Origin of the sequence: Aeromonas sp. 600886 (assembly GCF_049174935.1) — a bacterium.
GTDB classification, from domain to species: Bacteria; Pseudomonadota; Gammaproteobacteria; order Enterobacterales; family Aeromonadaceae; genus Aeromonas; species Aeromonas veronii_A.
Window position 1 is genome coordinate 146,854 of sequence record NZ_JAAKUB010000007.1, and the last position, 24,025, is coordinate 170,878.

23 protein-coding genes are annotated in these 24,025 nt (G+C 62.1%); 14 read left to right on the forward strand and 9 right to left on the reverse strand.

All coding sequences use genetic code 11. From position 1 onward, the window contains the following. Both G5179_RS07975 and G5179_RS07980 read right to left on the reverse strand, forming a co-directional pair. On the reverse strand, nt 1–405 hold the full coding sequence (locus G5179_RS07975) for a hypothetical protein (RefSeq protein ID WP_421258162.1): 405 nt from the start codon (nt 403–405) through the stop codon (nt 1–3). 422 nt (nt 406–827) lie between these two features. Continuing rightward, nucleotides 828–1,013: a YgaP family membrane protein gene (locus G5179_RS07980; RefSeq protein WP_421258163.1), complete on the reverse strand. Its 186-nt coding sequence runs from the start codon at nt 1,011–1,013 to the stop codon at nt 828–830. 88 nt (nt 1,014–1,101) lie between these two features. Here G5179_RS07980 and G5179_RS07985 point away from each other — a divergent pair, with 88 nt between their 5' ends. Genes G5179_RS07985 through G5179_RS08025 form a run of 9 tightly spaced genes read left to right on the forward strand, consistent with a single transcriptional unit; the run spans nt 1,102 to nt 10,815 of the window. Next, nucleotides 1,102–1,416 carry an ArsR/SmtB family transcription factor gene (locus G5179_RS07985; protein ID WP_005338008.1) on the forward strand — a complete coding sequence of 105 codons (315 nt, stop codon included), beginning with the start codon at nt 1,102–1,104 and terminating at the stop codon, nt 1,414–1,416. Next, the gene (locus G5179_RS07990; RefSeq protein WP_064338373.1) at nt 1,416–1,829 is read left to right on the forward strand and encodes a YeeE/YedE family protein; all 414 of its coding nucleotides are present in this window, start codon (nt 1,416–1,418) and stop codon (nt 1,827–1,829) included. The genes G5179_RS07985 and G5179_RS07990 overlap by 1 nt, the downstream gene beginning before the upstream one ends. Nucleotides 1,830–1,842: 13 nt before the next feature. Beyond that, nucleotides 1,843–2,313, forward strand: coding sequence for a YeeE/YedE family protein (locus G5179_RS07995; RefSeq protein ID WP_319889348.1), 471 nt, complete (start codon nt 1,843–1,845; stop codon nt 2,311–2,313). A gap of 41 nt (nt 2,314–2,354) precedes the next feature. Continuing rightward, the gene (locus G5179_RS08000) at nt 2,355–3,395 is read left to right on the forward strand and encodes an efflux RND transporter periplasmic adaptor subunit (RefSeq protein WP_421258176.1); all 1,041 of its coding nucleotides are present in this window, start codon (nt 2,355–2,357) and stop codon (nt 3,393–3,395) included. Continuing rightward, the gene (locus G5179_RS08005; protein WP_421258164.1) at nt 3,388–6,552 is read left to right on the forward strand and encodes an efflux RND transporter permease subunit; all 3,165 of its coding nucleotides are present in this window, start codon (nt 3,388–3,390) and stop codon (nt 6,550–6,552) included. The genes G5179_RS08000 and G5179_RS08005 overlap by 8 nt, the downstream gene beginning before the upstream one ends. A gap of 27 nt (nt 6,553–6,579) precedes the next feature. After that, on the forward strand, nt 6,580–7,719 hold the full coding sequence (locus tag G5179_RS08010) for an efflux RND transporter periplasmic adaptor subunit (protein ID WP_421258165.1): 1,140 nt from the start codon (nt 6,580–6,582) through the stop codon (nt 7,717–7,719). After that, nucleotides 7,712–8,401, forward strand: coding sequence for an ABC transporter ATP-binding protein (locus G5179_RS08015; protein ID WP_421258166.1), 690 nt, complete (start codon nt 7,712–7,714; stop codon nt 8,399–8,401). The genes G5179_RS08010 and G5179_RS08015 overlap by 8 nt, the downstream gene beginning before the upstream one ends. Further along, a complete protein-coding gene (locus G5179_RS08020; RefSeq protein WP_421258167.1) occupies nt 8,402–9,616 on the forward strand; it encodes an ABC transporter permease in 1,215 nt (404 codons plus the stop codon). Beyond that, nucleotides 9,616–10,815 (forward strand): ABC transporter permease, encoded by a 1,200-nt coding sequence (locus tag G5179_RS08025; protein ID WP_100654134.1) that lies wholly within the window; start codon nt 9,616–9,618, stop codon nt 10,813–10,815. The genes G5179_RS08020 and G5179_RS08025 overlap by 1 nt, the downstream gene beginning before the upstream one ends. Here the strand turns inward: G5179_RS08025 and G5179_RS08030 are convergent. After that, nucleotides 10,812–13,274, reverse strand: a complete 2,463-nt coding sequence (locus tag G5179_RS08030; protein WP_421258168.1) for a diguanylate cyclase domain-containing protein — start codon at nt 13,272–13,274, stop codon at nt 10,812–10,814. The genes G5179_RS08025 and G5179_RS08030 overlap by 4 nt on opposite strands. 430 nt (nt 13,275–13,704) lie before the next feature. On the opposite strand from G5179_RS08030, the gene G5179_RS08035 reads away from it, so the two are divergent. Both G5179_RS08035 and G5179_RS08040 read left to right on the forward strand, forming a co-directional pair. After that, nucleotides 13,705–14,721: a lipoate--protein ligase A gene (locus G5179_RS08035; protein WP_421258169.1), complete on the forward strand. Its 1,017-nt coding sequence runs from the start codon at nt 13,705–13,707 to the stop codon at nt 14,719–14,721. A gap of 222 nt (nt 14,722–14,943) precedes the next feature. Beyond that, entirely contained in the window at nt 14,944–16,638 is a 1,695-nt protein-coding gene (locus tag G5179_RS08040; protein ID WP_421258170.1) for a pyridoxal phosphate-dependent decarboxylase family protein, read from the forward strand. A 144-nt stretch (nt 16,639–16,782) separates the two neighbouring features. Here G5179_RS08040 and G5179_RS08045 read toward each other — a convergent pair whose 3' ends face one another. The 3 genes from G5179_RS08045 to yiaY form a co-directional block, all read right to left on the reverse strand. Continuing rightward, complete coding sequence (locus G5179_RS08045) at nt 16,783–17,412, reverse strand: NAD(P)H-binding protein (RefSeq protein WP_421258171.1); 630 nt, start codon at nt 17,410–17,412, stop codon at nt 16,783–16,785. Nucleotides 17,413–17,594: 182 nt separating this feature from the next. Continuing rightward, nucleotides 17,595–17,933 (reverse strand): outer membrane protein assembly factor BamE, encoded by a 339-nt coding sequence (gene bamE, locus G5179_RS08050; RefSeq protein ID WP_005337980.1) that lies wholly within the window; start codon nt 17,931–17,933, stop codon nt 17,595–17,597. Between the two features lie 137 nt (nt 17,934–18,070). After that, the gene (yiaY, locus tag G5179_RS08055; RefSeq protein WP_216954231.1) at nt 18,071–19,222 is read right to left on the reverse strand and encodes an L-threonine dehydrogenase; all 1,152 of its coding nucleotides are present in this window, start codon (nt 19,220–19,222) and stop codon (nt 18,071–18,073) included. A gap of 381 nt (nt 19,223–19,603) precedes the next feature. Between yiaY and udp the strand changes: the two genes are divergently transcribed. Next, nucleotides 19,604–20,359: a uridine phosphorylase gene (gene udp, locus G5179_RS08060; protein WP_005337975.1), complete on the forward strand. Its 756-nt coding sequence runs from the start codon at nt 19,604–19,606 to the stop codon at nt 20,357–20,359. Between the two features lie 167 nt (nt 20,360–20,526). Here udp and G5179_RS08065 read toward each other — a convergent pair whose 3' ends face one another. Then, complete coding sequence (locus G5179_RS08065; RefSeq protein ID WP_421258172.1) at nt 20,527–21,255, reverse strand: RluA family pseudouridine synthase; 729 nt, start codon at nt 21,253–21,255, stop codon at nt 20,527–20,529. Nucleotides 21,256–21,477: 222 nt separating this feature from the next. On the opposite strand from G5179_RS08065, the gene rihA reads away from it, so the two are divergent. Together rihA and G5179_RS08075 are read left to right on the forward strand one after the other, a co-directional pair. Continuing rightward, the gene (gene rihA / locus G5179_RS08070; RefSeq protein WP_421258173.1) at nt 21,478–22,413 is read left to right on the forward strand and encodes a pyrimidine-specific ribonucleoside hydrolase RihA; all 936 of its coding nucleotides are present in this window, start codon (nt 21,478–21,480) and stop codon (nt 22,411–22,413) included. A gap of 33 nt (nt 22,414–22,446) precedes the next feature. Then, nucleotides 22,447–22,914, forward strand: coding sequence for a hypothetical protein (locus G5179_RS08075; RefSeq protein ID WP_335851567.1), 468 nt, complete (start codon nt 22,447–22,449; stop codon nt 22,912–22,914). 85 nt (nt 22,915–22,999) lie between these two features. Here the strand turns inward: G5179_RS08075 and G5179_RS08080 are convergent, their stop codons facing one another. Next, complete coding sequence (locus G5179_RS08080) at nt 23,000–23,296, reverse strand: winged helix-turn-helix domain-containing protein (protein WP_005337957.1); 297 nt, start codon at nt 23,294–23,296, stop codon at nt 23,000–23,002. Further along, nucleotides 23,293–23,823 (reverse strand): DUF1523 family protein, encoded by a 531-nt coding sequence (locus G5179_RS08085; protein ID WP_005350438.1) that lies wholly within the window; start codon nt 23,821–23,823, stop codon nt 23,293–23,295. The genes G5179_RS08080 and G5179_RS08085 overlap by 4 nt, the downstream gene beginning before the upstream one ends. Between the last annotated feature and the right edge of the window lie 202 nt (nt 23,824–24,025).

Consider the following 24,025-nt stretch of genomic DNA (forward strand, 5'->3'; position numbering starts at 1 on the left):
TCAGTTGAGTTCGGGAGTCGTGTCGATGCGCGGACGCAGCTCCCAGCGCACCGGATGCGCTACTCCGACCTGATGAACAAACTGCACCAGATAGCGGCGCTGGGGTGGAGTGCAGTGCACATTGAGCACCAGCTCTCGCCCGCCGCTGCGACCCGGTTTCATCGATTGCATCGGTTGCAGTCCGGCCGGTTGCAGGGTGTGGCTCACCATATCCAGCACTTGCTCCATATCGGCGCGATCCTCGCAGCGGATCTGCAGCCTATAGTGGTGCTGGCGCGGTTTGCCGCCCAGCCAGCGTGGCAATATGCCGCGCCCCAGCTTGCTCAGCAGGGGGTGAGCCCAGGTTGCAACAGAACCTGTTGCGACCACGCGATCCGCAGCCGGTTTGATTGAGATAAAACGCATAGCAGCCTCCTTGTGGGAAGCAGAAACTATGCAGGCAAGGTGTCATGGCAAAGCCAGATCACCTGACGTCAAGTGTGAAAAAAGAGAAGAGGGGAGTGGATTTCCGCTTCTCGCAGGGTTGCGAGCATGCGGCAGAGAAAGACCTGCGGCTAGCTCGCGACCTTGGTACCGACGATGAGGGTCGGTCTACAACTGTCACTTGATGAGTTGCCCACTGATGGTCTCCGCTGTGTTAAGAACGGCAAAATGGTACTCATCCAGAGCGGTGAGGTAAAGCCTTATCGACCTTCCAGCAACATTTAGATACAAGTTTGTCAATAATGGGGCCGACTGGCTACCTCCATAAGCATCAGGGAGCGACGATAGCCATCGCCGCGCGATGACGCCCCGCTAGCAGGACCGCCCCTGTCTTACGCGACCTGTTACTTCAGCCCCAGGCGCTTGAGGAGCATGGCGGCCGGGCAGAAACCGGTGAATGCGCTCTGGATCAGGTTGACCCCGACAAAGGCACTCAACCAGACAAAGCCCGGATGAACCCAGGTGGTAAGGATAAGCGAGAGCAGCAACATGCAACCCGCGACGACTCTGACTCCGTTATCTACTGTCATGGTCTTTCTCCTTATCTACTTTAGATGTTGCTAATTTAGTGTTGTTTTATACAATAGAACAAATATCAGCAATTGCTAATTTACTCTTATGAGCCAATTCGACGAGATGAACAGACATGCGACAGCCGCCGCCTCCCTGCTCAAGGCGTTGGCTCATCCCGAACGCCTGATGGTGCTCTGCCAGCTGGTGGAGGGGGAGAAGGGGGTCGGGGAGCTGCTGGCCCATAGCCAACTCGGGCAGTCGGCCTTTTCCCAGCAACTTTCGGTATTGAAGCGCTACGGCTTGATTCGTTCGCGCAAGGTCTCCCAGCAGATCTACTACTCGCTGGTGAGCGAGGCGGCGGCCGATGTGCTGGGAGCGCTGCAAACCCATTTTTGTCACTCAGAAAATAAGGAATCTTGATGATGGAAAGCCAATGGCTGCTCTCTTTGGGCGGCGGCATGCTGGCGGGGCTGTCGGCCCTGATCCTGATGTTGTTCAACGGCCGGGTGGCCGGGATCAGCGGCATTTTGGCCGGTGCGCTGCAACACCGTGCACCGTGGCGGGTGCTGTTTCTGCTGGGGCTGGGGGCGGGCGCCTGGTTGGCGCTGACTCTGGGTTGGGCCACCATGCCCGCATTCACCACCTTGCCCGGTTGGCCGGTGGTGCTGCTGGCCGGTCTGCTGGTCGGCATCGGTACCCGTCTTGGCAATGGCTGCACCAGCGGTCACGGCATCTGTGGTATGGGGCGGCTCTCCCTGCGCTCCATCGTCGCCACCCTGACCTTTATGGCAGCTGGCTTTATCACCGTCTTCGTCACTCATCATCTGCTGTAAGGGGCTGATCGCCATGAAGTTGCTGACAAGTTTGTTTGCGGGTGTGTTGTTCGGACTGGGGATGGCCATCTCCGGCATGATGGATCCCGCCCGGGTCACCGGTTTTCTCGATCTGGCCGGGGCCTGGGATCCCAGCCTCGCCTTTGTGATGGGAGGGGCCCTTCTGGTCTTTATGCCGGGTTATTTTCTGCTGGTGAAACCCCGTCGCCAGAGTGTGCTGGGGGAGCCCATCGTCGCCGTACCGGCTCCCAGGCTGGAGCGCCGGCTGATCGGCGGTGCTGCACTGTTTGGCATCGGCTGGGGATTGGTCGGTATCTGCCCGGGGCCTGCTCTGAGTCTCATTTCCAGCGGGCAGCCCATGATAATGTTGTTTATAGCGGCCATGGTGGCCGGGATATTGCTGTTTGACAGAGGGCTGGCCAGGGTGCTGACCAAGGCGCCAGTTCCGGGAGTGGATAAGGTACGCCAGTCCCATACCGCCTGATCCCGTGAAGTGACAGATTACGCCAGGGAAGGAGAGTAATGATGGAAAAGATCCGGTTGCTGGGGATCACCTTGTTGGTGATGACATCGCAGGCCATGACATCCCCCCGGGCCTTTGCCGCGGACGGGGAGCCAGAGCCCTTGTTGACAGTGGCGCCACAGCCGGTGACCGACTGGCTGACGCTGGATGGCACCGTCAGTGCCATCAATCAGGGGACGGTGGCGGCCCAGACCAGCGGCCGGGTCTCCCGTATGCTGGTGGATGTGAACGATCAGGTGCAGGCGGGGCAGCCGCTGCTGGAGATCAGCGGCAAGGAGCAGTTTGCCGCCGTCACGGGGGCCGAGGCGCGGCTGGCGCGGGCGCAGGCCCAGCAAGTGGAAGCCGAGCGCCAGCTCGCCCGCTTTCAGGCGTTGATTACCAAGGGGGTGATCACCCGCGCCCAGCTCGATAATGCCCAGGCGACTGATCGCGCCGCCCGCGCCGAGGTGAACGCTGCCGATGCGGCCCTCACTCAGGCCCGCGAGGCCTACGGTTATACCCGCATTCTGGCCCCTTACGCCGGAGTGGTGACCAAACGGCTGGTAGAGCTGGGAGAGACTGTCGCCCCCGGTACCCCGCTGCTCTCCGGCTTCTCCCTCGACACCTTGCGGGTGGAGGTGGAGTTGCCCCAATCCGCCCTGACGCTGGCTCGTGAGCCTGCGGATGTGCAGGTGCTGCTGCCGGATGGCAAGTCTGTTACCCCGGTCAAACTGACCCGCTTCAACTATGCCGACAGCCAGAGCCACGCCTTCAGGTTGCGCCTCGACTTGCCGCCGCAAACTGCCGGGGTATTGCCCGGCATGTGGCTCAAGGTGCAGCTCAAACAGGGTGAACGTCAGGTGTTGCAAGTGCCGGATCGCGCCCTGCTGCGGCAAGGGGAGTTCAACGGCGTCTATCTGCAGCAGCCCGCGGGCTGGGCCCTGACGCCGGTGCGGGTCGGCCATTGCTTTGAAGGGCAGTGCGAGATCCTGGCCGGGCTGCAAGCCGGTGACAAGCTGGCCCCCGATGCCTGGGCGCAGCAGCAGGAGGTGGCCCATGAGTAGCGAGCTGAACGGCAACAAGGAGAGGCTGGGGCCTGCCGGTCGGCTGGCTGCGCTGTTCCAAGGCTCGGCCATCACGCCGCTGCTGGCGCTGGTGGGGCTGTTGCTCGGCCTGTTTGCGGTGCTGGTGACTCCCAAGGAGGAGGAGCCGCAGATCGATGTCACCTTCGCCGATGTCTATATTCCCTTCCCGGGAGCCACTCCGGCTGAAGTGGCCTCTCTCGTCACCACCCCTGCCGAGCAGGTGGTCTCCCAGATAAAGGGCATTGATACCCTCTACTCTTTTTCCCAACCCGATGGCGCCCTGCTGGTGGTGGTGTTCAAGGTGGGGGTGAGCCGCGAGCAGGCCATCGTCGATCTCAACAACCAGCTCGACTCCAACCGCGACTGGTTGCCACAGGGGATCGGAGTCGGTCAGCCGCTGGTGAAACCCCGGGGGATCGATGATGTCCCTATCGTCAGTTTGACCTTATGGAGCAAAGAGGGGAGCAAGCAACTGGGGGCTCCCGAGTTGACCCGGGTCGCCCATGAGTTGGAGACCGAACTCAAGCGCATTCCCGGTACCCGCGATATTTACACGCTGGGCAGCCAGAGTGCCGTGTTGCGGGTGATGCCGGATCCGGCGGCCCTCAGCGCCCACGGCATCAGCTGGGGCGAGCTGAGCCAGCGACTGGCGGCCGCCAATCAGGTGGGCACGACACAGGCTATCGAGCAGAACAACAGTGAGATCAAGGTGCAGGTGGGGCAGTTCCTGCAAAGTGAGCAGGAGGCCCGCGAGCTGGTAGTGGGGCTGCACGACGGCAAGCCGGTCTATCTGGGAGATGTGGCCAAGGTCTCTCTGGGTCAGGAGACCCCGACCAAACGCAGCTGGATGGGGCAGGGGCAAGCCAGTTATCCGGCGGTGACCCTGGCCATCGGCAAGCAGCCGGGCCAGAACGCGGTCGATGTGGCCAAGCGGGTGGAGGCGCGGGTCGAGAGCCTCAAGAATCGACTCATCCCGGCTGGCGTCGAGGTGACGGTGACCCGGGACTACGGCGTCACCGCCGAGACCAAATCCAACACCCTCATCGGCAAGCTGATTTTTGCCACCACGGCGGTGGTTCTGCTGGTACTGGTGAGCATGGGTTGGCGCGAGGCGCTGGTCGTTGGCATTGCCATCGTCATCACCCTGGCACTGACTCTCTTCGCCAGCTGGGCCTGGGGCTTTACCCTCAACCGGGTGTCGCTGTTTGCGCTGATCTTCTCCATCGGCATTCTGGTGGATGACGCCATTGTGGTGGTGGAGAACATCCACCGCCATCGCGGTTTGGGCAAGGGGTCGCTCAAGGATCTGATACCGGGTGCGGTGGACGAGGTGGGGGGGCCGACCATACTGGCGACCCTGACCGTGATTGCGGCCCTGCTGCCGATGGCCTTTGTCAGCGGCCTGATGGGCCCCTACATGAGCCCCATCCCCATCAATGCCAGCATGGGGATGCTTATCTCCCTGCTGGTGGCCTTTATCTTCTCCCCCTGGCTGGCGAGCCATTTGCTCAAGGGTGAGGTGCACGGTGCCCACGGTGAAGCCAAGGCGGGTCTTTTTCACCGGCTGATGACCCCTTTTCTGATCGGTGATGGCGCCAAGAAGGCCAGACGCAAGCTCTGGCTAGTTGTGTTGCTGCTGGTCGGGGCGGCTACCGCCATGCCGGTGGTGCAGTGGGTGGTGCTCAAGATGCTCCCGTTTGACAACAAGTCGGAATTTCAGCTGGTGCTCGATATGCCGGAGGGGGCGACCCTGGAGCAGACCGAGCGCACCCTGCTGGCGGTTGGGCGGGAGCTTGCCAAGGTGGAGGAGGTGAAGGATTACCAGATCTACGCCGGTACCGCCGCCCCCATCAATTTCAACGGGCTGGTGCGCCACTACTTTATCCGCAGCGGCGCCAACGTGGGGGATATTCAGGTCAATCTGGTGGACAAGCATGAACGGGATCGCAGTAGTCACCAGATTGCCCAGTCGGTTCGGGAGCCGCTGCAGGCCATCGCCAGTGCGGCAGGGGGCAACCTGAAAGTCGTTGAGGTGCCGCCCGGCCCGCCGGTCTGGTCCCCCATCGTTGCCGAGATCTATGGCCCGACTCAGGCCGCCCGCGAAGCGGCCGCTCGCGCCGTACAGGCCCGCTTTGTAGCCACGGCGGATCTGGTGGATGTGGATATCTATCTGACAGACCCGCAGCCCAAGTGGCGGCTGGTGGTGGATCGCAGCAAGGCGGCCCTGCTCGGGGTCGATCTCGGGGATCTTGTGAACACCCTCAATGGCGGGGTGGGTTATCAGGATGCCAGCTGGCTGCAGGGGCACGGCGCCAAGTATCCGGTGCCGATCCGCATCGAACTGGCTCCCGGTGACAAACGGGATCTGGCGGGCGTACTGGCCCTCAAGGTGCGCAGCCAGAGCGGCCAGTTGGTGCGGGTCTCCGAGCTGGTGAGTCGCCGTGATGAGGTGGCCCCCAGCTATATCATGCACAAGAACATGCAGCCCATGGTGATGGTGGTGGCCGACATGGGTGGCCATACCGACAGCCCGCTCTACGGCATGTTTGCCGCCGGCGCCGATATTGACCTGCCCCAATATTACGTGCAGCAGCCCGACAAGCTGGGGGAGGTGGCGCTGTTGTGGGACGGGGAGTGGAAGATCACCTACGAGACCTTCCGCGACATGGGGCTAGCCTACGCCGTGGGGATGATCCTCATCTACCTGCTGGTGGTGGCCCAGTTCCGCTCCTATCTGGTGCCGCTCATCATCATGGCTCCCATTCCGCTCACCATCATCGGGGTGATGCCGGGCCACGCCCTGCTGGGGGCCCAGTTTACCGCCACCTCGATGATCGGGATGATCGCCCTGGCCGGGATCATCGTACGCAACAGCATCCTGCTGGTGGACTTTATCGAGCAGCAGCGCCGTGCTGGGGTGGCGTTCGAGCAGGCGGTGATCGAAGCGGCGCAGGTACGGGCCAAACCCATCATGCTGACGGCGTTGGCGGCGATGATCGGAGCTCTGTTTATCCTCGATGATCCCATCTTCAACGGACTGGCCATCAGCCTGATTTTCGGGATCCTGGTCTCCACTTTGCTCACCCTGGTGGTGATACCCTTGCTCTATTATGCCCTGCTCTCCCGACGCTCATGACGGGAGTCACTAGCGAAAGGATGCGCGATGAAGAGAGGTTGGTTGTGGTGGGGAAGTGGCGCTGTGGTAGCGGTGGCTGCGGCAGCATGGTGGTGGCGACCGCAGCCGACGCCGATCAGGCTGGCAGAGGTCGGGCGGGGGGATGTGTTGGTCACTGTGGTCAACACCCGGGCTGGCACCATCAAGTCGTGTCAGCGGGCCGGGCTCAGTCTGCCCGGTGGCGGCGTGGTGGAGCAGATCGCCGTCAAGGCCGGGGAGCGGGTAGCCCGGGGAGATCTGCTGCTGACCCTCTGGAGTGACGATATTCACGCCGATCTTGCCCGTGCCCGTGCCCAGCAGGCGCTCGGCAAGACCCAGCGCGAGGAGCGTTGCAGCGAGGCGGCCTACTACGAGCGGGAGGCCAACCGGCTGGCCACCTTGCTGGCCAAAAACCTCACCTCCCGCACCCTCGCCGAGCAGGCCCAGAATCTGGCCGATACCCGCCGCTATGTCTGCCGCGCATCCCGTCAGCAGGAGCGGGTCGACGAGGCGCAGGTCGCCCAGGTGGAGGCTCGCTTGAGCGAGCGCCGCCTGCTGGCGCCGTTTGCCGGTGTGGTGGCAGAGGTCAACAGCAAGTTGGGCGAATACATGACTCCCTCACCGCCCGGAGTGGCCATGCCTCCGGTGATCGATCTTATCGATGATAACTGTCTGTATGTCTCAGCCCCCATCGATGAGGTGGATGCCGCCCGCCTCAAGGTGGGCCAGTCAGCCCGGGTACTGCTCGATGCCATGCCCGGGCGCGATTTTGCCGCCACCGTCACCCGTATCGCCCCCTATGTGAAGGAGTTGGAGAAGCAGGCCCGCACCGTGGAGGTGGAGGCGGCGCTCACCGCTGTGCGCACCGATGTCCCCCTGCTTATCGGCTACAGCGCCGACCTTGAGGTCGAGGTGACCCGCGCCACCAATGTGCTGCGGGTAGCGGCCAGCAGCCGGGCCGACGATGGCAGTGTGCTGCGGCTGGAAGGGGATAAGCTGGTGCGGGTGGTACCCCGCTGGGGCGTGGAAAACTGGAACTGGATTGAGGTGGCCGAGGGGCTCGCCGCCGGTGATCGGCTGGCAGCCCAGCCCGGACAGATTGTCGGGGAGGGCCCTTTCAGCGCCGCCACGGAGCAGACGGATGAGTGATCTCATTCGCCTTGAGGCCGTCAGCCGTCGCTTCACTCTGGGGGGGAGCGAGGTGGCTGCCCTCGATCGTGTATCCCTGCGGGTTGCCGAGGGGGAGTATCTGGCGGTGATGGGCCCCTCGGGATCCGGCAAATCGACCCTGCTCAATGTGCTGGGGCTGCTGGATCGGCCCGACGAGGGGCGCTACTGGCTGGGGGGCGAGGACACCGCCACCCTGTCAGAGCCGGCGCTGGCCCAGCTGCGCGGCCATCGCATCGGTTTCGTGTTCCAGTCGTTTCACCTCATCTCCCGCCTCACCGCCCGTGAAAACGTCGAGCTGCCGCTGATGCTGTGCGGGATCGCCCCCGCCGAGCGCCATCGCCGAAGCCAGCAGTTGCTGGGGGATCTGGGGCTGGAGAACCGGGCCGGACACCGCCCTGCCGAGCTCTCCGGCGGTCAGCGTCAGCGGGTAGCCATCGCTCGGGCCATGGCAATGGCGCCGCGGCTGATCCTGGCCGACGAGCCCACCGGCAATCTCGACTCCCGCTCAGGGGAGGAGGTGATTACCCTGCTGGAGGAGCTCAACCGGGAGCAGGGGATCACGCTGGTGGTGGTAACCCACGACCCGCGCCTCGGTGATCGGGCGGGCAGGCGGATCCTGATGAACGATGGCCGCATCAACATTGATAGCGGCGGTGGCTGAATGCGGCGCCCCGATGTGATCCGCTTTGCCGCCGTGGCGTTATTGCGTCAGCGTTCACGGGCGCTGGTCTTGATCCTGGCGGTGAGTCTGAGCGTCACCTCGGTGCTGCTGCTCACCGCGCTGGGGGAGGGGGCGAGGCGCTATGTGGCCGACCAGTTCAGCTCTCTTGGCAAGGATCTGTTGGTGATGTTCCCCGGCCGCAAGGAGACCACCGGCGGGCTGCCGCCGGTCACCGGCAACAGTCTGCGGCAGATCACTCTCGATGATATGCACTATCTTGGCCAGCACCAGCCAAACGTGCGACTGGTGCCGCTGGTGATGGGCTTTGCCGAGGCCAAACAGGGGGCACGGCTGCGCCAGACCATGCTGCTTGGCAGCAGCAACGGGCTGCGCGATACCCACGGGCTGGAACTGCTCTCCGGTCGCTGGCTACCGGGGGATGCCGCAGAGGATCGGCCGGTCGTCCTGCTCGGGGTCAAGGTGGCCCGTGAGCTGTTCGGTCAGGCCGATCCGGTCGGTCAGTGGCTGCGTTTTGACAATCGCCGCTTTCGGGTGGTGGGGGTCTTCACCAGCCAGAGCAGCAATCTGGGGATGGATATGGCCGAGGCCGCGCTGATCCCGGTCGGTAGCGCCATGCGGCTGTTCAATACCGAGGGGCTGTTTCGGCTGCTGATCCAGCCGCTGGCGGGGCAAGCGGTGCCGCCGCTGGTCAAGCGACTGGAGCAGCTGATGCAGGCGCGCCACGGGGTGCTCGATGTGACCGTGGTGCGCCGCGACGCCATGCTGGCCACCTTCTCCACCATTCTCTCGACCCTCACCCTGGCGGTTGCCGGCATCGGTGCCATCAGCCTGCTGGTCTCCGGCATCATGATGATGAATCTGGCGCTGATCAGCACCCGCCAGCGCACCGGCGAGATCGGTCTGCTCAAGGCGCTGGGGGCCGACAGTCGCCAGATCCGCCAGCTGTTTTTGTGGGAGGCGCTGCTGCTGAGCGGCAGTGGCGCGCTGTTTGGCACGGTCTTGGGCTATGCCCTGATTGGCCTCGCTGGAGTGATTTGGCCCGGATTTCCGGCGGCGGTCCCTCTGCTCGCTACTTTCTGCACCATACCGGCGGCCCTGCTGACCGGGCTGTTTTTTAGCTGGCTGCCCGCCTCCCGGGCGGCACGGCAAGATCCGGTCAGCAGCCTGCGCAGCGGGCAGTGGAGCGGTGGCTGATGCGCGCAGCTGATCTGCTGTTCTGGCTCTGGCGCGCCTTGCTGGCGGGGCGCAGCCGCAGTCTGCTGTCGGCGCTCGGCATCGCCATCGGGATCGCTTCGGTGACCCTGCTCACCGGCATCGGCGAGGGGCTCAGGCTTTATCTGCTCGACAGCTTCTCCCAATTTGGCACCCGGCTGATCGCCGTGACCCCGGGCAAGACCGAAACCGCCGGCGGCCCGCCCGGTATCCTATCCAGCAGCCGTCCTCTGCTGCTGGAGGATGCCGATGCCCTCGCCAGATTGGCAGGGGTAGAGGCGGCGCTCCCTGTGGTACAGGGGCAGGGGGAGGTGCGCAGCCGCGGATTGACCCGCAGCACCGCCATTCTGGGCACAGGTCCGGCGGCACTCTCAGGCTGGCGACTCACCCTGGTGCAGGGGCGTTTTCTGCCCGCGGACGACAGTGCCATGCCCCGCGCCTATGCGGTGCTGGGGGCCAAGGTGGCGGCGGAGCTGTTTCCCGGCGGCGATGGGCCGGGCAGTTTGCTACGCGCCGGTGATCGCCGTTTTCGAGTGGCCGGGGTGCTGGCGCCCAAGGGGCAATTTCTCGGCTTTGATCTGGATGACATGATCTATCTGCCCGCCGCTCACGCCCAGGCGCTGTTCAATAAGGAGGGGCTGCAGGAGATCGACGTCATCTATCGCGCCGGGCAGGCGGAGGCCGAGATCACCGCCCAGATCAGGCGGGTGCTGATCGCCCGCCACGGCGCCGAGGACTTCACCCTCACCTCCCAGCAGGACATGCTGACCAGCCTCGACAAGATCCTCTCCATCATCAAGCTGGCGGTTGGCGGGCTCGGCATTATCTCGCTGCTGATCGGGGCGGTCGGCATCTTCAGCATCATGAGCATCGCCCAGCAGGAGCGGATCCCCGAAGTGGGCTTGCTGATGGCATTGGGTTGTCCACGGCGGCGCATTCTATTGCTGTTCCTGCTCGAAGCCGTGGTGCTGGCGCTGCTGGGCGGAGCCATGGGGCTGGCCCTGCTCGGCGGGCTCAAGCTGCTGCTCACCCTGCTGGCGGCTGGGTTGCCGCTCACCCTCCATCCTCTCTATCTGCTGCTGGCGCTCGGTTGCAGCGCACTGGTCGGCCTATTGGCCGGGGTCGCTCCTGCGCTTCGGGCTGTGCGTCTCGACCCCGTGGTTGCCCTGCGGGGTGACTAGGCGATCCCTTCTGCGATCGACACGCTGCGCTCAGATCTGAACAGGGGGAAGTAGCGGCGATCCGCCTGACTCATGTGGCCGACTACCAGCTCCTGAATGATGAAGTTGAGCAGCTCGTCGTTGCCCAGTCTCCCCGCTTTGGCGGCGTGCAGCAGCTGACCTGCCTTGTTGAGCAGGCGCTGGTGATCCTGACGGTGGCTGACGAGTTCCTGATAGTCGATCTCCGCCAGCATCTGCTCTTCAAAGGCGAAGTGATGGCGGGCCATGTCGAACAGGCTCTCCAGACTCTCCAGAAACGGGGCCGGATCCTCGTGCTGATCTTTCATCCGCTCCAGCAGCCGGTTAGTCAATACGAAGAGCTGGCGATGCTCGGCATCGATGCGCGGGTGACCGCACTCGTGGTCGGGTTGCCACAGCAGGGCGCCCTGCTCGGGATCAAGGCCCTCGGTAAAGAGGCAGACCCGGCCGCGGCCGCGATTCTTTGCCTGATACATGGCCTGATCGGCGTGGTGCATCAGGGTTTTGGCATCCTCCCCATGCTCGGGATAGAGCGCCAGCCCGATACTGCTGGAGATGAGCAGCTCCTGCCCCTCTAGCTGGAACGGATGGCGCAGCTGCTGGTGCAGCTTGTCGGCCACCGCCAGCACTTCGTCGCCACTCTCCGGCAGCAAGATAACGAACTCGTCGCCCCCCAGCCGTGCCACCAGATCCTGTTTGCGCACGCAGTGGCTCATCCGCTCGGCCACCATATTGAGCAGAATATCCCCGGTCTCATGGCCGAAGGTGTCGTTGATCGGCTTGAAGTGATCGAGATCGATAAACATCAATGCCAGCGGACGGGGCGTCTCCTGCTCCATCAGCTCCTTGAGCCGTTGCTGCAGCAAGCGGCGATTGGGCAGCCCGGTGAGGGGGTCGTAGAAGGCGAGGCGGCGCATCATCTCCTCTCGCGCTGCCCGCTCGGTGATATCCCGGGTGACCCCGAGGATCGCCTCCGGCTGGGCATTGTGGTTGCCATGGAGGGTGGTGATGGTCTCGGTCGCCACCAGATGGCCATCCTTGTGGCGCAGCTGGGTGCGAATGACCCGGCGAGTCTGGTCATGTTCCCCTCGCTGCCAGGCCTCCAGAGTGGCGGAGATCTCCTCGCGCAGCAGCTGCCTTGAGGCATCCGGCAGCAGCTGTTTGAGGGGCAGGGCAAACAGCTCGGGGGCCTCGTAGCCGCTCAGGGGGGCGATAGCCGGGCTGACATAGCGAAAGCGCAAGCTGGCGGCATCCATGGTCCAGATCACATCGGCGCTGTTCTCCGCCACGAAGCGATAGTGCTGCTCGCTCTGGGCCAGTTCACGGGTCAGCCGCTGGCGATCCCGCGCCTCCTGGCGCAGGCGCAGATAGAGGTGCAAGAAGATGCCGAGCAGGGTCATCAGGGTAAAGGTGATGAGCATGGCCACCGCCACGCTCTTGTCGAGCAGCAGCCGTTGCTGGCGCAGCCGCTCCTGCGCCGGGTCGTAGATAAAGCGGTCGAGGTTGGGCAATACCGTGAGCATGCCCGCTTCCAGATAGGTTTTGGCGATCTGCAGCCAGCGCTCCTGCTGCATGTATCCAGGTTCGATCAGATCCGGCTGCATCAGCGCTCTGGTTTCGCGAGCCTCGAACTCCAGCTGTTCACGGCCAGCCCCGGTAGGGTACTGCTCCATGATCAGGTTGATCATCTCTTCGGGGTGGTCCATCGCATAGCGCCACCCCTTGAGGCTGGCCTGCTGGAAGGCGTAGACCCGATCCTGTCGGGTGATCAGCTCCCGCTCGGAGGTAAACAGGTTGTCGCCGTAGAAGTCAAAGTCGATGGTGCGCGGGCTGAAGACCCGATAGGGGATACCTCTTTGCTGCAGATAGAAGGGCTCGGTAGTGCTGTAGGCGCTGATGGCATCCACCTTGCCCGCCAGCAGTGCCTGTATCCCCTGTTTGTAGGGGAGGGTGACCCAGTCGCGGCTGCGGGTCTGGTGAGAAAGGTAGGTCAGCAGCTCGTTGGAGCCAGGCTCCAGCATCAGTCGCTTGTTGGCCAGATCGGCCGGGTTGCGAATATCTGGCCGATCCAGCGTGAGCAGGATCAGCGGCGAGTGCTGCAGCAGGGCGGCGAGCACCACCACCGGACGACCGGCAGCCCGATCCAGCAGCAGATCACTGCCGCTGATGCCAAAATGGGCCTTTCCCGAGATCACCTCGCTGACCACATCGGTGCGGGAGTCCGCTTCGCGCAGGGTGACATGCAGACCGGCCTCCCGATAAAACCCTTTGGCGATGGCCGCGTAGTAACCGGCAAACTGGAACTGGTGTTGCCACGGCAACTGGACGATGACCTGCTCGCCGGCTCGCACGGGGGGAGAGGTCAGGGTCGCGATGACCATACCGACCAGCATTGGCAGAAACCAGCTCAGGGGCTGGCGGGGGGCTGCGTTCTCCGTCATACAACGTTTCTCTCGGGAGCGGTGTCTAGGCTAGATTCAAGCAATTTTGTGTCACCTGCAAGGGGAGAAAAGGCGTTTGCAATGGGGTATAGGGGGGGTGGAAAGTCATTTTTGTGTCGTTCATCACACGGGATGGATACATGCCGCTTTTTTGCAAGTTATGTGACCAATAAGAGAGTCATATGGCCTATCGAAGTGGTCGCATTCTAGCCACTTTTTCCCGTTTTTATCGTTGTCATTGTGGCTTGACTGCATTTTTTCCGTGGTTGCACGTCAAGCTGTGTCGTTATATCAATAGATACTTTTATGGGGCGGTCAGGTGTGACGCAAATGTGTCGCGGCTGCTGCGCACCGGTTAATGTGCAACGGCTCAGTGATGGTACCCCGTCAGTGTTATCATGCTGCCCCCAGTTCCGGATAAGGTCTTTTTATGTCCCGCTTGCGTCTGCTTGTCTCCGACTCTCACGATCCCCTGTTCAATCTGGCCGTCGAGGAGTGCATCTTCCGCCAGATGGACCCCGGCCAGCGGGTGCTGTTCCTCTGGCGCAATGCCAATACCGTGGTGATCGGTCGTGCCCAGAACCCGTGGAAGGAGTGCAATACCCGCCGCATGGAAGAGGACGGGGTGACCCTGGCGCGTCGCAGCAGCGGTGGCGGCGCCGTGTTCCACGACCTTGGCAACAGCTGCTTCACCTTCATGGCGGGCAAGCCGGAGTATGACAAGAGCGTCTCCACCGCCATTGTGCTGGACGGGCTCAAGCGATTGAGGATCGAGGCCTTTGCCTCCGGTCGCAATGATCTGCTGGTGGCCACCCCGGACGGAGAGCGCAAGGTATCGGGGTCGGCCTATCGGGAGACCTTGGATCGCGGGTTCCACCACGGCACCCTGCTGCTGGACGCCGATCTCGGCCGCCTTGCCAACTACCTCAACCCCGACCCCAAGAAGCTGGCGGCCAAGGGGATCACCTCGGTGCGCAGCCGGGTGGCCAATCTGTGCGAACTGCAGCCGGGGATCGACCATCAACAGGTGAGCGAGGTGCTGCAGGAGGCCTTTTTCCATCATTACGGTGCGCGAGTTGAGCCCGAGCATATCTCCCCGGAGCAGATGCCGGATCTGCCCGGTTTTGCCGAGACCTTCGCCCGTCAGCGCAGTTGGGAGTGGAACTATGGTCATGCCCCGGCCTTCAGCCATCTGCTGGAGGAGCGGTTCAGCTGGGGCGGTGTGGAGCTGCACTTTGATGTGGAGAAAGGGGTTATCACCCGGGCGCAGCTCTTTAGCGATACTCTGGAGCCGGCCCCGTTTGATCTGCTGGCGGCCGAACTGGCGGGTTGTGGCTATCGACCGGACGCTGTTGCCGCGCGCCTGCAGCCCTGGCTGGCGGCCTTCCCGCAGCAGCAGGGCGAGCTGGCGGAGTTTGCCGAGTGGCTGTTGGCCTCCCTGCGTTGAGGGGGCGCTGTGCTGATGGCGGTCCGTTAGTGAGGGCGCTGTCAGCCAGGATGGGAGCAAGATCACGAAATCTAAAGAGGCGCCTCAAAGGCGCCTTTTTGCCAGCCCTTGTGATGGCTGATACATGACAAAAAGTAGGGTAGGCCATTAGATATTGTCACTGTCGGCCCCGCTGGCACAGGGGTATAACGGCCGCACATTTGCTGTACTAATGGTATAAAAATGAGTGACTTAGTTTACTTGCAAGACGAAAGCGTCAATGCCGTTCACCCCGATTTCTCCGCCCGTTTCGCCACAGTCAAAGCCAACTTTTTCTCGCGCAATCCCGATCTCTGGCCCGTTTTTCGCGAACCCGGATTTGCCACCCTCAACGAATTTCGGGCCCGTGGTCTGGCGCCGGATGCCCGCCTGAACGCCTGGCCTGATGGCCGTGCACGCCTGGCCGATCTCTGCGAGACCATGCCGGTGCCCGCCACCATGCGCACCCCAGGCGAGCCGATGGCCGAGCTGCTGTTTGCCGCCGCCCTGTCGAAGGATTGGGAGAACCCCTCCAGCGTCGAGAACGTCATCACCATGTCGGCGGATCCCGCCATCTACGGCGCCCAGCTGGGCATTCTTGCCAACCCCAATCTGGTCTACTCCGAATACGCCGGGGTGGCCGAGGAGCTGGAGAAGAAGGTAGTGCGCCAGATTGCGCTGCTGGCAGGTTACGACCCGGCTCGCGCCACCGGCATCTTCACCCAGGGGGGGACCTTCTGTAACCTCTACGGCTACCTGCTCGGCATTCGCAAAACCTTGCCGGAGGCCAAGCACAAGGGGCTCGGTCACTATCAGGATTACCGCATCATCAACTCCCAGGGCGGTCACTACTCCAACATCACCAACCTCTCCCTGCTCGGGGTCGATATCGAGAACAAGACTATCCGCATTCAGGTGGGGGAGAACAACGACATCGATCTCGACCACCTCGAGCGCACCCTGACCGCCTGTTTTGCCCTGAAACACGTGGTGCCCACCATCATGCTCACCATGGGCACCACCGACACCTTCGGGGTGGATCAGGTGAAACCCGTGTTCGAGCTGCGCAATCGCTTGTGCGAGCAGTTCGAGGTGGCGGTCAAGCCCCATATCCACGTCGATGCCGCCATCGGCTGGTCGATGATCTTCTTCCTGGGTTACGACTTTGTCGCCAACCCGCTCGCCATCAACAGCGCCACCCTGGCGGGGATCGAGCGCAACGTGGCACGCTTTGCCGAGCTCAAATATGCCGACTCCTTTACCGTCGACTTCCAGAAGTGGGGCTATGTGCCCTACACCTCCAGTCTGGTGATGATCAAGGAGCAGGATGACCTCAAGGCGATGGAGAATGACCCGGAGAATTTCTCCTACTTCGAGCGGGACATTCAGGGCCAGACCCACCTGCAATCCACCATCGAGTGCTCCCGTGGCGCGAGTGGTCTGTTCGGTGCCTATGCGGCGCTCAACTACATGGGGGTCGAGGGGTATCGCACCGTGCTGGCCCACTGCCTGCAAAATGCCAACTACTTCCGCTTCCGGTTAAGCCAGCTGGGCAACGTCATGCTGGTGGCGCAGGAGAATCAGGGGCCGAGCGTCGGCTTCAAGATCTACAACCCCGAGTGGGTGAGCGATCCGGAAGCCGAGTTCGCCTTCGAGCTGGCCCGCTCCAGCGACCCTGCCTATAAGGCGCGGCTGCAGCGTAACACCGACTATCACCGCAGCCTGTTCAAGGGGCGCGGCAAGGTGGGGCTCTACACCAACTGGGTGGAGGCGGTGGCCCATTCCGACTATGACGCCCGCGGCAAATACTCCTACATCGCAGGGGAGAAGGCGGTCTTTATGAACCCCGCCTGCACCCGCGAGCAGATCGACACCTTTATCGACCATATTCGCGGTTGATGGATGTTGCCCTGACAGCCGAGTGCAGCCTGTGATGGCAAGAGGCGGTCAGGGTTCCTCGCCAACAGATAAACAAAGGGCAAGCCAATTGGCTTGCCCTGCTGTTTTTACGGCATAGAGCTTAAGTAGTGGGGAAGGCCGGGTTCAGAGGGCCAGCAGTTGCTCGTTTTCGACAATCTCGCACCCGGCGGGCAGTTTCGAGAGGGCGATCATGGCGCGAGCCACCTGACTGGCCTCGATGGCGCGCCAGCGGGCGAGCTTGCCCACTAGCAGCGGCCGAAACAGCGGGTAGATGGTCTGAAAAATCTGCTCGGAGAGGCGCGGTGGCTGGCGATCCCCGAGCAGCATAGCGGGCCGCACGATGGCGAGCCGTGGCCAGGATTGGGCCAGCAGGGCCTGCTCCATCTCCCCCTTGGTACGCGTATAGAGAGCCGGGGACGATGCGCTGGCCCCCATGCTCGAGACCACGATCAGCCGTTGACAACCGTGGCGGCGGGCCAGCTCGGCAAAGGCGACCACATAGTCGAGATCGACCCGGCGAAACGCCTCGGCAGAGCCCGCTTCCTTGCGGGTGGTACCGAGGGCACAGAAGGCGATATCCACCGGGCGGGAGAGGGTGACGCTGGCCAGATCATCAAAATTGACCGGCAGCCAGTGGTGCGCCTCCTTGCCCGGCTTGCGACAGAGCAGGGTCAGTTCATGTTCGGCAGGCAGTTGCTGCACCAGTTCGCGACCGATCAGGCCGCTGGCTCCGGCAATCAGGATCCGGCTCATGGGGATTCTCCCTGTGTCATTCGATGGTGTTGATGCCATGGTGGCGGCTCATCAGCATCAGGCAATTTGCGAGCAGCTGCAATGGGTGAGATGACACTGTATCCCCTGACAGGATCACGGGCAGGATGAATTACGCGGGGCTGGATAAAACAAAACCGGCGCGAGGCCGGTTTTGCGGGATATCAGAGCGGGGTATTGAAAGCTGCTGGCAGCGGGAAGTCACCCGTCACTGTGGTCAGCCTGTCATTGGCGAAGGTGACGGTGAGCTCTTTGCGCTCCTTGTCGCCGTGGCCCGGCTGGAATTCATAGAGGTAGTACCAGGTGTTGGGGTCAAAGCCGTCACGCAGCATGGGGGTCCCCAGTACATAGCTGACCTGCTCGCGGGTCATCCCCTGGCGCAGTTTGTCGACCTGTTTTTGTTCCACATAGTTGCCCTGGGGAATATCGATACGATAGACCAGGCTGCAACCGGAGAGGGTGAGGGCGGTCAAAGCCGCGGCAATCAGGTGTTTCATCCGCATATCGAGTTCAGATCATCCATACAGTCTTTTTTGGCTCGGCAAATCATACCGACTCCCTCCACGGAAGTAAAAAGCCATTGATCCATCAGCCAATAAAAAGGGCCGCACTGCGACCCTTTCTGGCAATCCGGTGGCCTTTACATCGCCGCGCGGAAGATGGCGACGATCTCGTCGTGGCTCGCCTGTTTCGGGTTGGTGAAGCCGCAGGCATCTTTCAGGGCGTTGCTGGCCAGGGTATCGAAGTCATCGGCCTTGACGCCGAGTTGCTCCAGACCGGCCGGGATCTTCACATCCAGCGCCAGCTGCTTGATGGCGGCAATGGCAGCGGCGGCGCCCTGTTCGTCGCTCATGGCGCTCACGTCTACCCCCATGTAGCGGGCCACATCCTTCAGACGAGCCGCGCTCACCTGGGCGTTGAACGCCTGAACATGGGGTAGCAGCACGGCGTTGCAGACACCATGGGGCAGGTCATAGAAACCGCCCAGCTGGTGGGCCATGGCGTGCACATAGCCGAGGCTTGCGTTGTTGAAGGCCATGCCGGCCAGGAACTGGGCGTAGGCCATCTGCTCGCGGGCATGCAGGTCATCGCCGTGGTGAACGGCGGTGCGCAGGTGCTTGGCAATCAGCTCGATGGCCATCACGGCGCTGGCATCGGTCACCGGGGTGGCGATGGTGGAGACATAGGCTTCGATGGCGTGGGTCAGGGCATCCATGCCGGTGGCGGCGGTGAGACCAGCCGGCTTGGCCAACATTAGCTCGGGATCGTTGACTGACATCAGCGGGGTAACGTGCTTGTCGATGATGGCCATTTTCACGTGGCGCGCTTCGTCGGTGATGATGCAGAAGCGGGTCATCTCGGAGGCGGTACCGGCAGTGGTGTTGATGGCGACAAGCGGCAGTTGCGGCTTGGCGGAGCGATCCACCCCTTCGTAATCCTTGATGTTGCCACCGTTGGCGGCGACCAGCGCGATGCCCTTGGCACAGTCGTGAGGCGAGCCGCCACCCAGCGAGATGACGCAATCACAGCCGTTGGCCTTGATCATGGCCAGACCCGCTTCGACGTTGCTGGTGGTGGGGTTGGGTTTGGTCTCATCGAAAACAGCGCTTTCAATGCCATGTTCAGCCAGCAGGGTGGTGAGCTTGGCAACCACACCGATCTGGTTGAGGATTTTGTCGGTGACGATCAGCGCCTTGCGATAGCCGTAACCCTTGATATCGGCGGCAGCCTCTTGCAGACAGCCGGCACCCATCAGGTTGATTGCGGGAATATAGAATTTGAATGTAGCCATGATGGACTTCCTATAGTTAGCCATTAAGTGGTAGTTGAGAGCTAGGCTACCATCTAGAAAGGGATACAAAAGCATCTTGTTTACAACTTTACGGGGTCGATCACGAGTCGTTAATTAAGCGCTGAACCAGGCTTGACTTTCCCGCATCTGACTCGATTTGCAGAAAAACGTTTGTCAATTATTTCATTGAGTTAGCAAACGTTTTGCGCAATGTTTGTCACTGTCAATGCGTGGAAGTGTGAGGCGCTTCAAGGAATTGGAAAGCGCTTTCGACCATAGTTGGCGCCTCCCCGAAGAGGGGGTAAAGGCTTGAAAGTATCATAAAGAATCATCTTAACTTGTGCCCTGACCATGCTGGCAGGGGGCAACCAGGAGTCCAATATGTCTGATGTATTTCACTTGGGTTTGAAGAAAGCGGATCTGCAAGGCGCCACCCTGGCGATCGTCCCCGGTGACCCCGAGCGCGTGAAGCGTATCGCAGAGCTGTTGGATAACCCGGTGCACCTGGCCAGCCATCGTGAATTTACTACCTGGCGCGGCGAGATGGACGGCAAGGCCGTGATCATCTGCTCTACCGGTATCGGTGGCCCGTCCACCTCCATTGCAGTGGAAGAGCTGGCCCAGCTGGGCATCCGCACCTTCCTGCGTATCGGCACCACCGGCGCCATCCAGCCGCACCTGAACGTGGGTGACGTGATCGTGACCACCGGCTCCGTGCGCCTCGACGGTGCCAGCCTGCACTTCGCACCGATGGAGTTCCCGGCTGTTGCCGACTTCGACTGCACCACAGCGCTGGTCAACACCGCCAAAGAGATGGGCTCCAAGCTGCACATCGGTGTGACTGCCTCCTCTGACACCTTCTACCCGGGTCAGGAGCGTTACGACACCGTATCCGGCCGCGTAGTGAGCCGTTTCCAGGGTTCCATGAAAGAGTGGCAAGCCATGGGCGTGCTGAACTATGAGATGGAGTCCGCAACCCTGCTGACCATGTGCTCCAGCCAGGGCCTGCGTGCCGGTATGGTGGCTGGCGTTATCGTCAACCGTACCCAGCAGGAAATTCCGAACGCCGAAACCATGGCGAAGACCGAATCTGATGCCATCAAGATCGTACTGGGCGCTGCCCGCAAGCTGATCTGATAGCCCTCTTTGTAACAAAGAGTACCGAGTGGGGGGTGGGGGCCGTTGCGAAAGCGCGGCCCCTATCTTTATCTGCCGTTTACCGCTTTTCCTCTTCCGTCACCCCTTTCACTGATCCCGTCGCACTTGCGCTGGTTGTCTCTGCTGGCAGCCTCTACCTATTGCCCCTAAAAAGGCGCTGCACAGCGGATCTGCATCGGCTCGCCGCTCACCGGATGAGCAAAATCCAGCTCGCTGGCATGCAGCATCAGCCGCGGCGCCTGTTCGCAGCCGGGTGGCAGCAGGCCGCCATAGAGATCGCAGCCGAGGATGGGGTGGCCCAGCAGCTGGCTGTGGATGCGCAGTTGATGGGTGCGGCCGGTCTCTGGCACCAACCTCACCCGGGTCAGGGGAACGGTTTGCCCCTGCATCTGCTGTGTCAGCCGCTCAGTCACCCGATAGCGGGAGCGGGCGGGTTTGCCGCTGGCGGCGCAAATCTTCATCAGCGGAAAGAGGGCCGGATCCTTGGCGATGGGGGCGTCGATAACTCCTTCGTCGTCAATCAGATGACCGCAGAGCAGGGCGCTGTAGGCCTTGCTCACCGCCCGTTGACTGAACTGCTGGCAGAGCAGGGCATTGATGGCCTTGTTTCTGGCGACCACCATGATGCCTGAGGTGCCAAAATCGAGGCGATGCACCAGGGTGCAGCCTGGGAAATCCTGCACCAAGCGATAGTGCACCGAGTCGAGGTTCTGCGGATTTTTGCCTGACAGACTCAGCAGGCCGCTCGGCTTGTTGATGAACAGCAGGTGTTCATCCTCGAACAGGATCTCGATGGCGGCATTGCAGGGCGGGGCAATAAAGGTGTCGACGATAACGGACATAGGTGGCACAGGCTGGAAATGGGGTGCGATCATACCCGAACCGGCGCGGCCGGGCGAATGGGCGGTGCGCTGCCTCGGAAAATGAACGGCATGACGCCATACAAACTTTTGATAGTGAGCTGTGTTGAGCTAGGTGGCGTGCCGTGCAAACCGCCCAGGTCAGCAACAAGGCCCCGTTTTGTGACCCCCTCCCGAGTTAATCCGAGGCTTGCTTGTTAAGGTATGGCTCCCTGTTATGTTGTAAGGACTCATCCCATGGCACTGCCCGTTATTCTCGATTGTGATCCCGGCCACGACGATGCCATCGCCCTGATTCTGGCGCTGGCCAGCCCTGAACTGAAGGTGCTGGCGGTTACCACCAGCGCGGGCAACCAGACGCCGGACAAGACCCTCAACAATGCCCTGCGCATTCTCACCCTGCTGGGACGTGACGATATTCCGGTGGCGGCGGGGGCACCGAAACCGCTGGCCCGCGAGTTGATCATCGCCGACAACGTCCACGGCGAGTCGGGCCTCGATGGCCCCAAGTTGCCGGATCCCGCCTTTGCACCGCAGGCCATGACGGGGATCGAGCTAATGGCCAGATGTCTGCGCGAGAGCACGGAGCCCGTGACTCTGGTGCCGACCGGCCCGCTGACCAATATCGCCCTGCTGCTGGCAGCTCACCCCGAGCTAAAGAGCAAGATCGCCCGCATCGTGCTGATGGGGGGCGCCGCAGGGGCCGGCAACTGGACGCCAGCGGCGGAATTCAATATTTATGTGGACCCGGAAGCGGCCGATATGGTCTTCAAGTCGGGTATCCCCATCACCATGTGTGGCCTCGATGTGACCCATGAGGCGCAGGTGATGGATGAGGATATCGAGCGGGTGCGCGCCATCACCAATCCGGTGGCCCAGTGCGTGGCCGAGCTGCTCGACTTTTTCATGATCTACCATCGGGACCCCAAGTGGGGATTTGCTGGCGCACCGCTCCACGACCCCTGTACCATTGCCTGGTTGCTGGCTCCCGAGCTGTTCCACGGGGTCGAGTGCCGGGTCGATATCGAGACCAGCGGGGAGCATACCGTGGGGATGACGGTGGTGGATCGTTATGGTCTGACCGGCAAGCCAGCCAATGCGCTGGTATTGTTGGGGCTGGATCGTCCGGGCTTTATCGATCTGCTGGTGACGCGGCTGCGGGCGTTTGACTGAGCGCCGGTTCATTTTTGCAAGAAGGGGCGGGGAATGTGGAAGAGAGGCTTGGTGCTGCTGGCCGGGTTGCAACTGACAGGCTGTGCGACGCCATTCGAGCGGATGTGGCAGGGGCTGGCGACCTGTGAATTTACCGATCTCTATGTGGATGAGACGGGCAGGGCCGCCAATCTACAACTGGCCAATTACACCCCCTACAAGGTGAGCGACGGCTTTGCTTGGTACAAGGTGCACGAGGAGCTGCACGGCTTGCCGGTGGTCGGTTTTATCGTGCCGGCCTCCAGCTTCGAAGTGCACGCTCTCTTTGTCGATACCCCCATTGCCAACGCCCGCCGGCTGACCCACAACGCTTACGGCAGCGAGTTTAGCGACGAGCAGAAGCACAACGAGGGCTCAGCCCCTCTGCTTTTGCGCGATCCCAACAACCCCAAGCGCTCCATCATCGACTGCACCCGCGGCGAGTCTGACGGGGAGCTTGAGGATTCGGCCATGCCCGAGTAGGGCGCCTGTCATGCCATCGGCCTGAAAAAAGAGGGGCCAGCCTTGCCGGCTGGCCCCTCTTTTTTATTGTTGCTCAGCGCCCGGATCAGGGGTAGCTCAGCGTCTCTTTGATAAGAGGCAGCTGGGCCTTGATCCACGCCGGGTTGATGGGGCCCCAGTCGCTGATGCGGTAGTGCCCCTGCAGGTGGCGAGCCCCCTCGGTCTGCTCGAAGGCGCAGCTGATATCGAGTTCGGCCAGCGCCGTCAGGGTATCCTGCGCGGTGCGACGCGGCATGCCGGTCGCCTCCATGATGGCGGGCACCGTATCCGTGCCCTGGCTGATCAGCCAGGCCACGTAGAGGCGGCGGTAGAAGCTGGTGCGGGTCTTGCTCGGCTCGCTCATAGCTCGTCCTCGAGACGATCGAAGTAGCGCCAGGTTGCGATGGCGGCTTTGCCCATCACCAGTGCCCAGAGGCCGAACCAGAACCAGCGGAAGAAGCTCCAGGTGGAGGCGTCAGGCTCGGTACTCTCAATCTTGGTGACGTTGGGGAACATGGAGAACATGTTCACGCGCCATCCGTAGGAGGTAATGATGGCCAGGCGTTTCTCGAACTCCATGGACTTGGCCTTGGCCTGGACGTCGGCGGCGTTGAACTTGAAGTAGAAGGGCCAGCCCCACTCGGTATCTTCATTGCGAAACACCCGGATCTTCTCGCCGGGGCGCTCGGTGTAGATGTAGTAGACATCGGTGGTGGGGCCGTCAGCCGGGTTCTTCTGGCTGATGGGGCCATCCTTGTCGGTGCGCTTCACCTCGACCCCTGTGATGGTGGCGATGGTGTGCTCCGGCAGGTAGTAGTCGAGCCAGGCGGCGGAAATGAGGGCGATGAGCCCCAGGGCGATAAAAGCGGGTTTCTTGAATCTCAGGCTCATGGTGTGCTCACGTGAGGGGGGAGTAACGTGCCTCTACCATACCGATATTTGACAGGGCAGCCCAGCCCCTTATGGCACCAACGGCCAAAAAATGGCGTTTAAAACAGAGACAAAGCCATTGCTCCATGTCTAGTCCTGAAATAGGTTTACACATTTTCAACTAGCATTTCTCTACTCAGAACCCCCTATGTACCGCATCGGG

Coding starts and splice junctions, on each gene's coding strand:
- G5179_RS07975 (WP_421258162.1), bottom strand. CDS start 405: ATGCGTTTTATCTCAATCAAACCGGCTGCGGATCGCGTGGTCGCAACA.
- G5179_RS07980 (WP_421258163.1), bottom strand. CDS start 1,013: ATGACAGTAGATAACGGAGTCAGAGTCGTCGCGGGTTGCATGTTGCTG.
- G5179_RS07985 (WP_005338008.1), top strand. CDS start 1,102: ATGAGCCAATTCGACGAGATGAACAGACATGCGACAGCCGCCGCCTCC.
- G5179_RS07990 (WP_064338373.1), top strand. CDS start 1,416: ATGATGGAAAGCCAATGGCTGCTCTCTTTGGGCGGCGGCATGCTGGCG.
- G5179_RS07995 (WP_319889348.1), top strand. CDS start 1,843: ATGAAGTTGCTGACAAGTTTGTTTGCGGGTGTGTTGTTCGGACTGGGG.
- G5179_RS08000 (WP_421258176.1), top strand. CDS start 2,355: ATGGAAAAGATCCGGTTGCTGGGGATCACCTTGTTGGTGATGACATCG.
- G5179_RS08005 (WP_421258164.1), top strand. CDS start 3,388: ATGAGTAGCGAGCTGAACGGCAACAAGGAGAGGCTGGGGCCTGCCGGT.
- G5179_RS08010 (WP_421258165.1), top strand. CDS start 6,580: ATGAAGAGAGGTTGGTTGTGGTGGGGAAGTGGCGCTGTGGTAGCGGTG.
- G5179_RS08015 (WP_421258166.1), top strand. CDS start 7,712: ATGAGTGATCTCATTCGCCTTGAGGCCGTCAGCCGTCGCTTCACTCTG.
- G5179_RS08020 (WP_421258167.1), top strand. CDS start 8,402: ATGCGGCGCCCCGATGTGATCCGCTTTGCCGCCGTGGCGTTATTGCGT.
- G5179_RS08025 (WP_100654134.1), top strand. CDS start 9,616: ATGCGCGCAGCTGATCTGCTGTTCTGGCTCTGGCGCGCCTTGCTGGCG.
- G5179_RS08030 (WP_421258168.1), bottom strand. CDS start 13,274: ATGACGGAGAACGCAGCCCCCCGCCAGCCCCTGAGCTGGTTTCTGCCA.
- G5179_RS08035 (WP_421258169.1), top strand. CDS start 13,705: ATGTCCCGCTTGCGTCTGCTTGTCTCCGACTCTCACGATCCCCTGTTC.
- G5179_RS08040 (WP_421258170.1), top strand. CDS start 14,944: ATGAGTGACTTAGTTTACTTGCAAGACGAAAGCGTCAATGCCGTTCAC.
- G5179_RS08045 (WP_421258171.1), bottom strand. CDS start 17,412: ATGAGCCGGATCCTGATTGCCGGAGCCAGCGGCCTGATCGGTCGCGAA.
- bamE (WP_005337980.1), bottom strand. CDS start 17,933: ATGCGGATGAAACACCTGATTGCCGCGGCTTTGACCGCCCTCACCCTC.
- yiaY (WP_216954231.1), bottom strand. CDS start 19,222: ATGGCTACATTCAAATTCTATATTCCCGCAATCAACCTGATGGGTGCC.
- udp (WP_005337975.1), top strand. CDS start 19,604: ATGTCTGATGTATTTCACTTGGGTTTGAAGAAAGCGGATCTGCAAGGC.
- G5179_RS08065 (WP_421258172.1), bottom strand. CDS start 21,255: ATGATCGCACCCCATTTCCAGCCTGTGCCACCTATGTCCGTTATCGTC.
- rihA (WP_421258173.1), top strand. CDS start 21,478: ATGGCACTGCCCGTTATTCTCGATTGTGATCCCGGCCACGACGATGCC.
- G5179_RS08075 (WP_335851567.1), top strand. CDS start 22,447: ATGTGGAAGAGAGGCTTGGTGCTGCTGGCCGGGTTGCAACTGACAGGC.
- G5179_RS08080 (WP_005337957.1), bottom strand. CDS start 23,296: ATGAGCGAGCCGAGCAAGACCCGCACCAGCTTCTACCGCCGCCTCTAC.
- G5179_RS08085 (WP_005350438.1), bottom strand. CDS start 23,823: ATGAGCCTGAGATTCAAGAAACCCGCTTTTATCGCCCTGGGGCTCATC.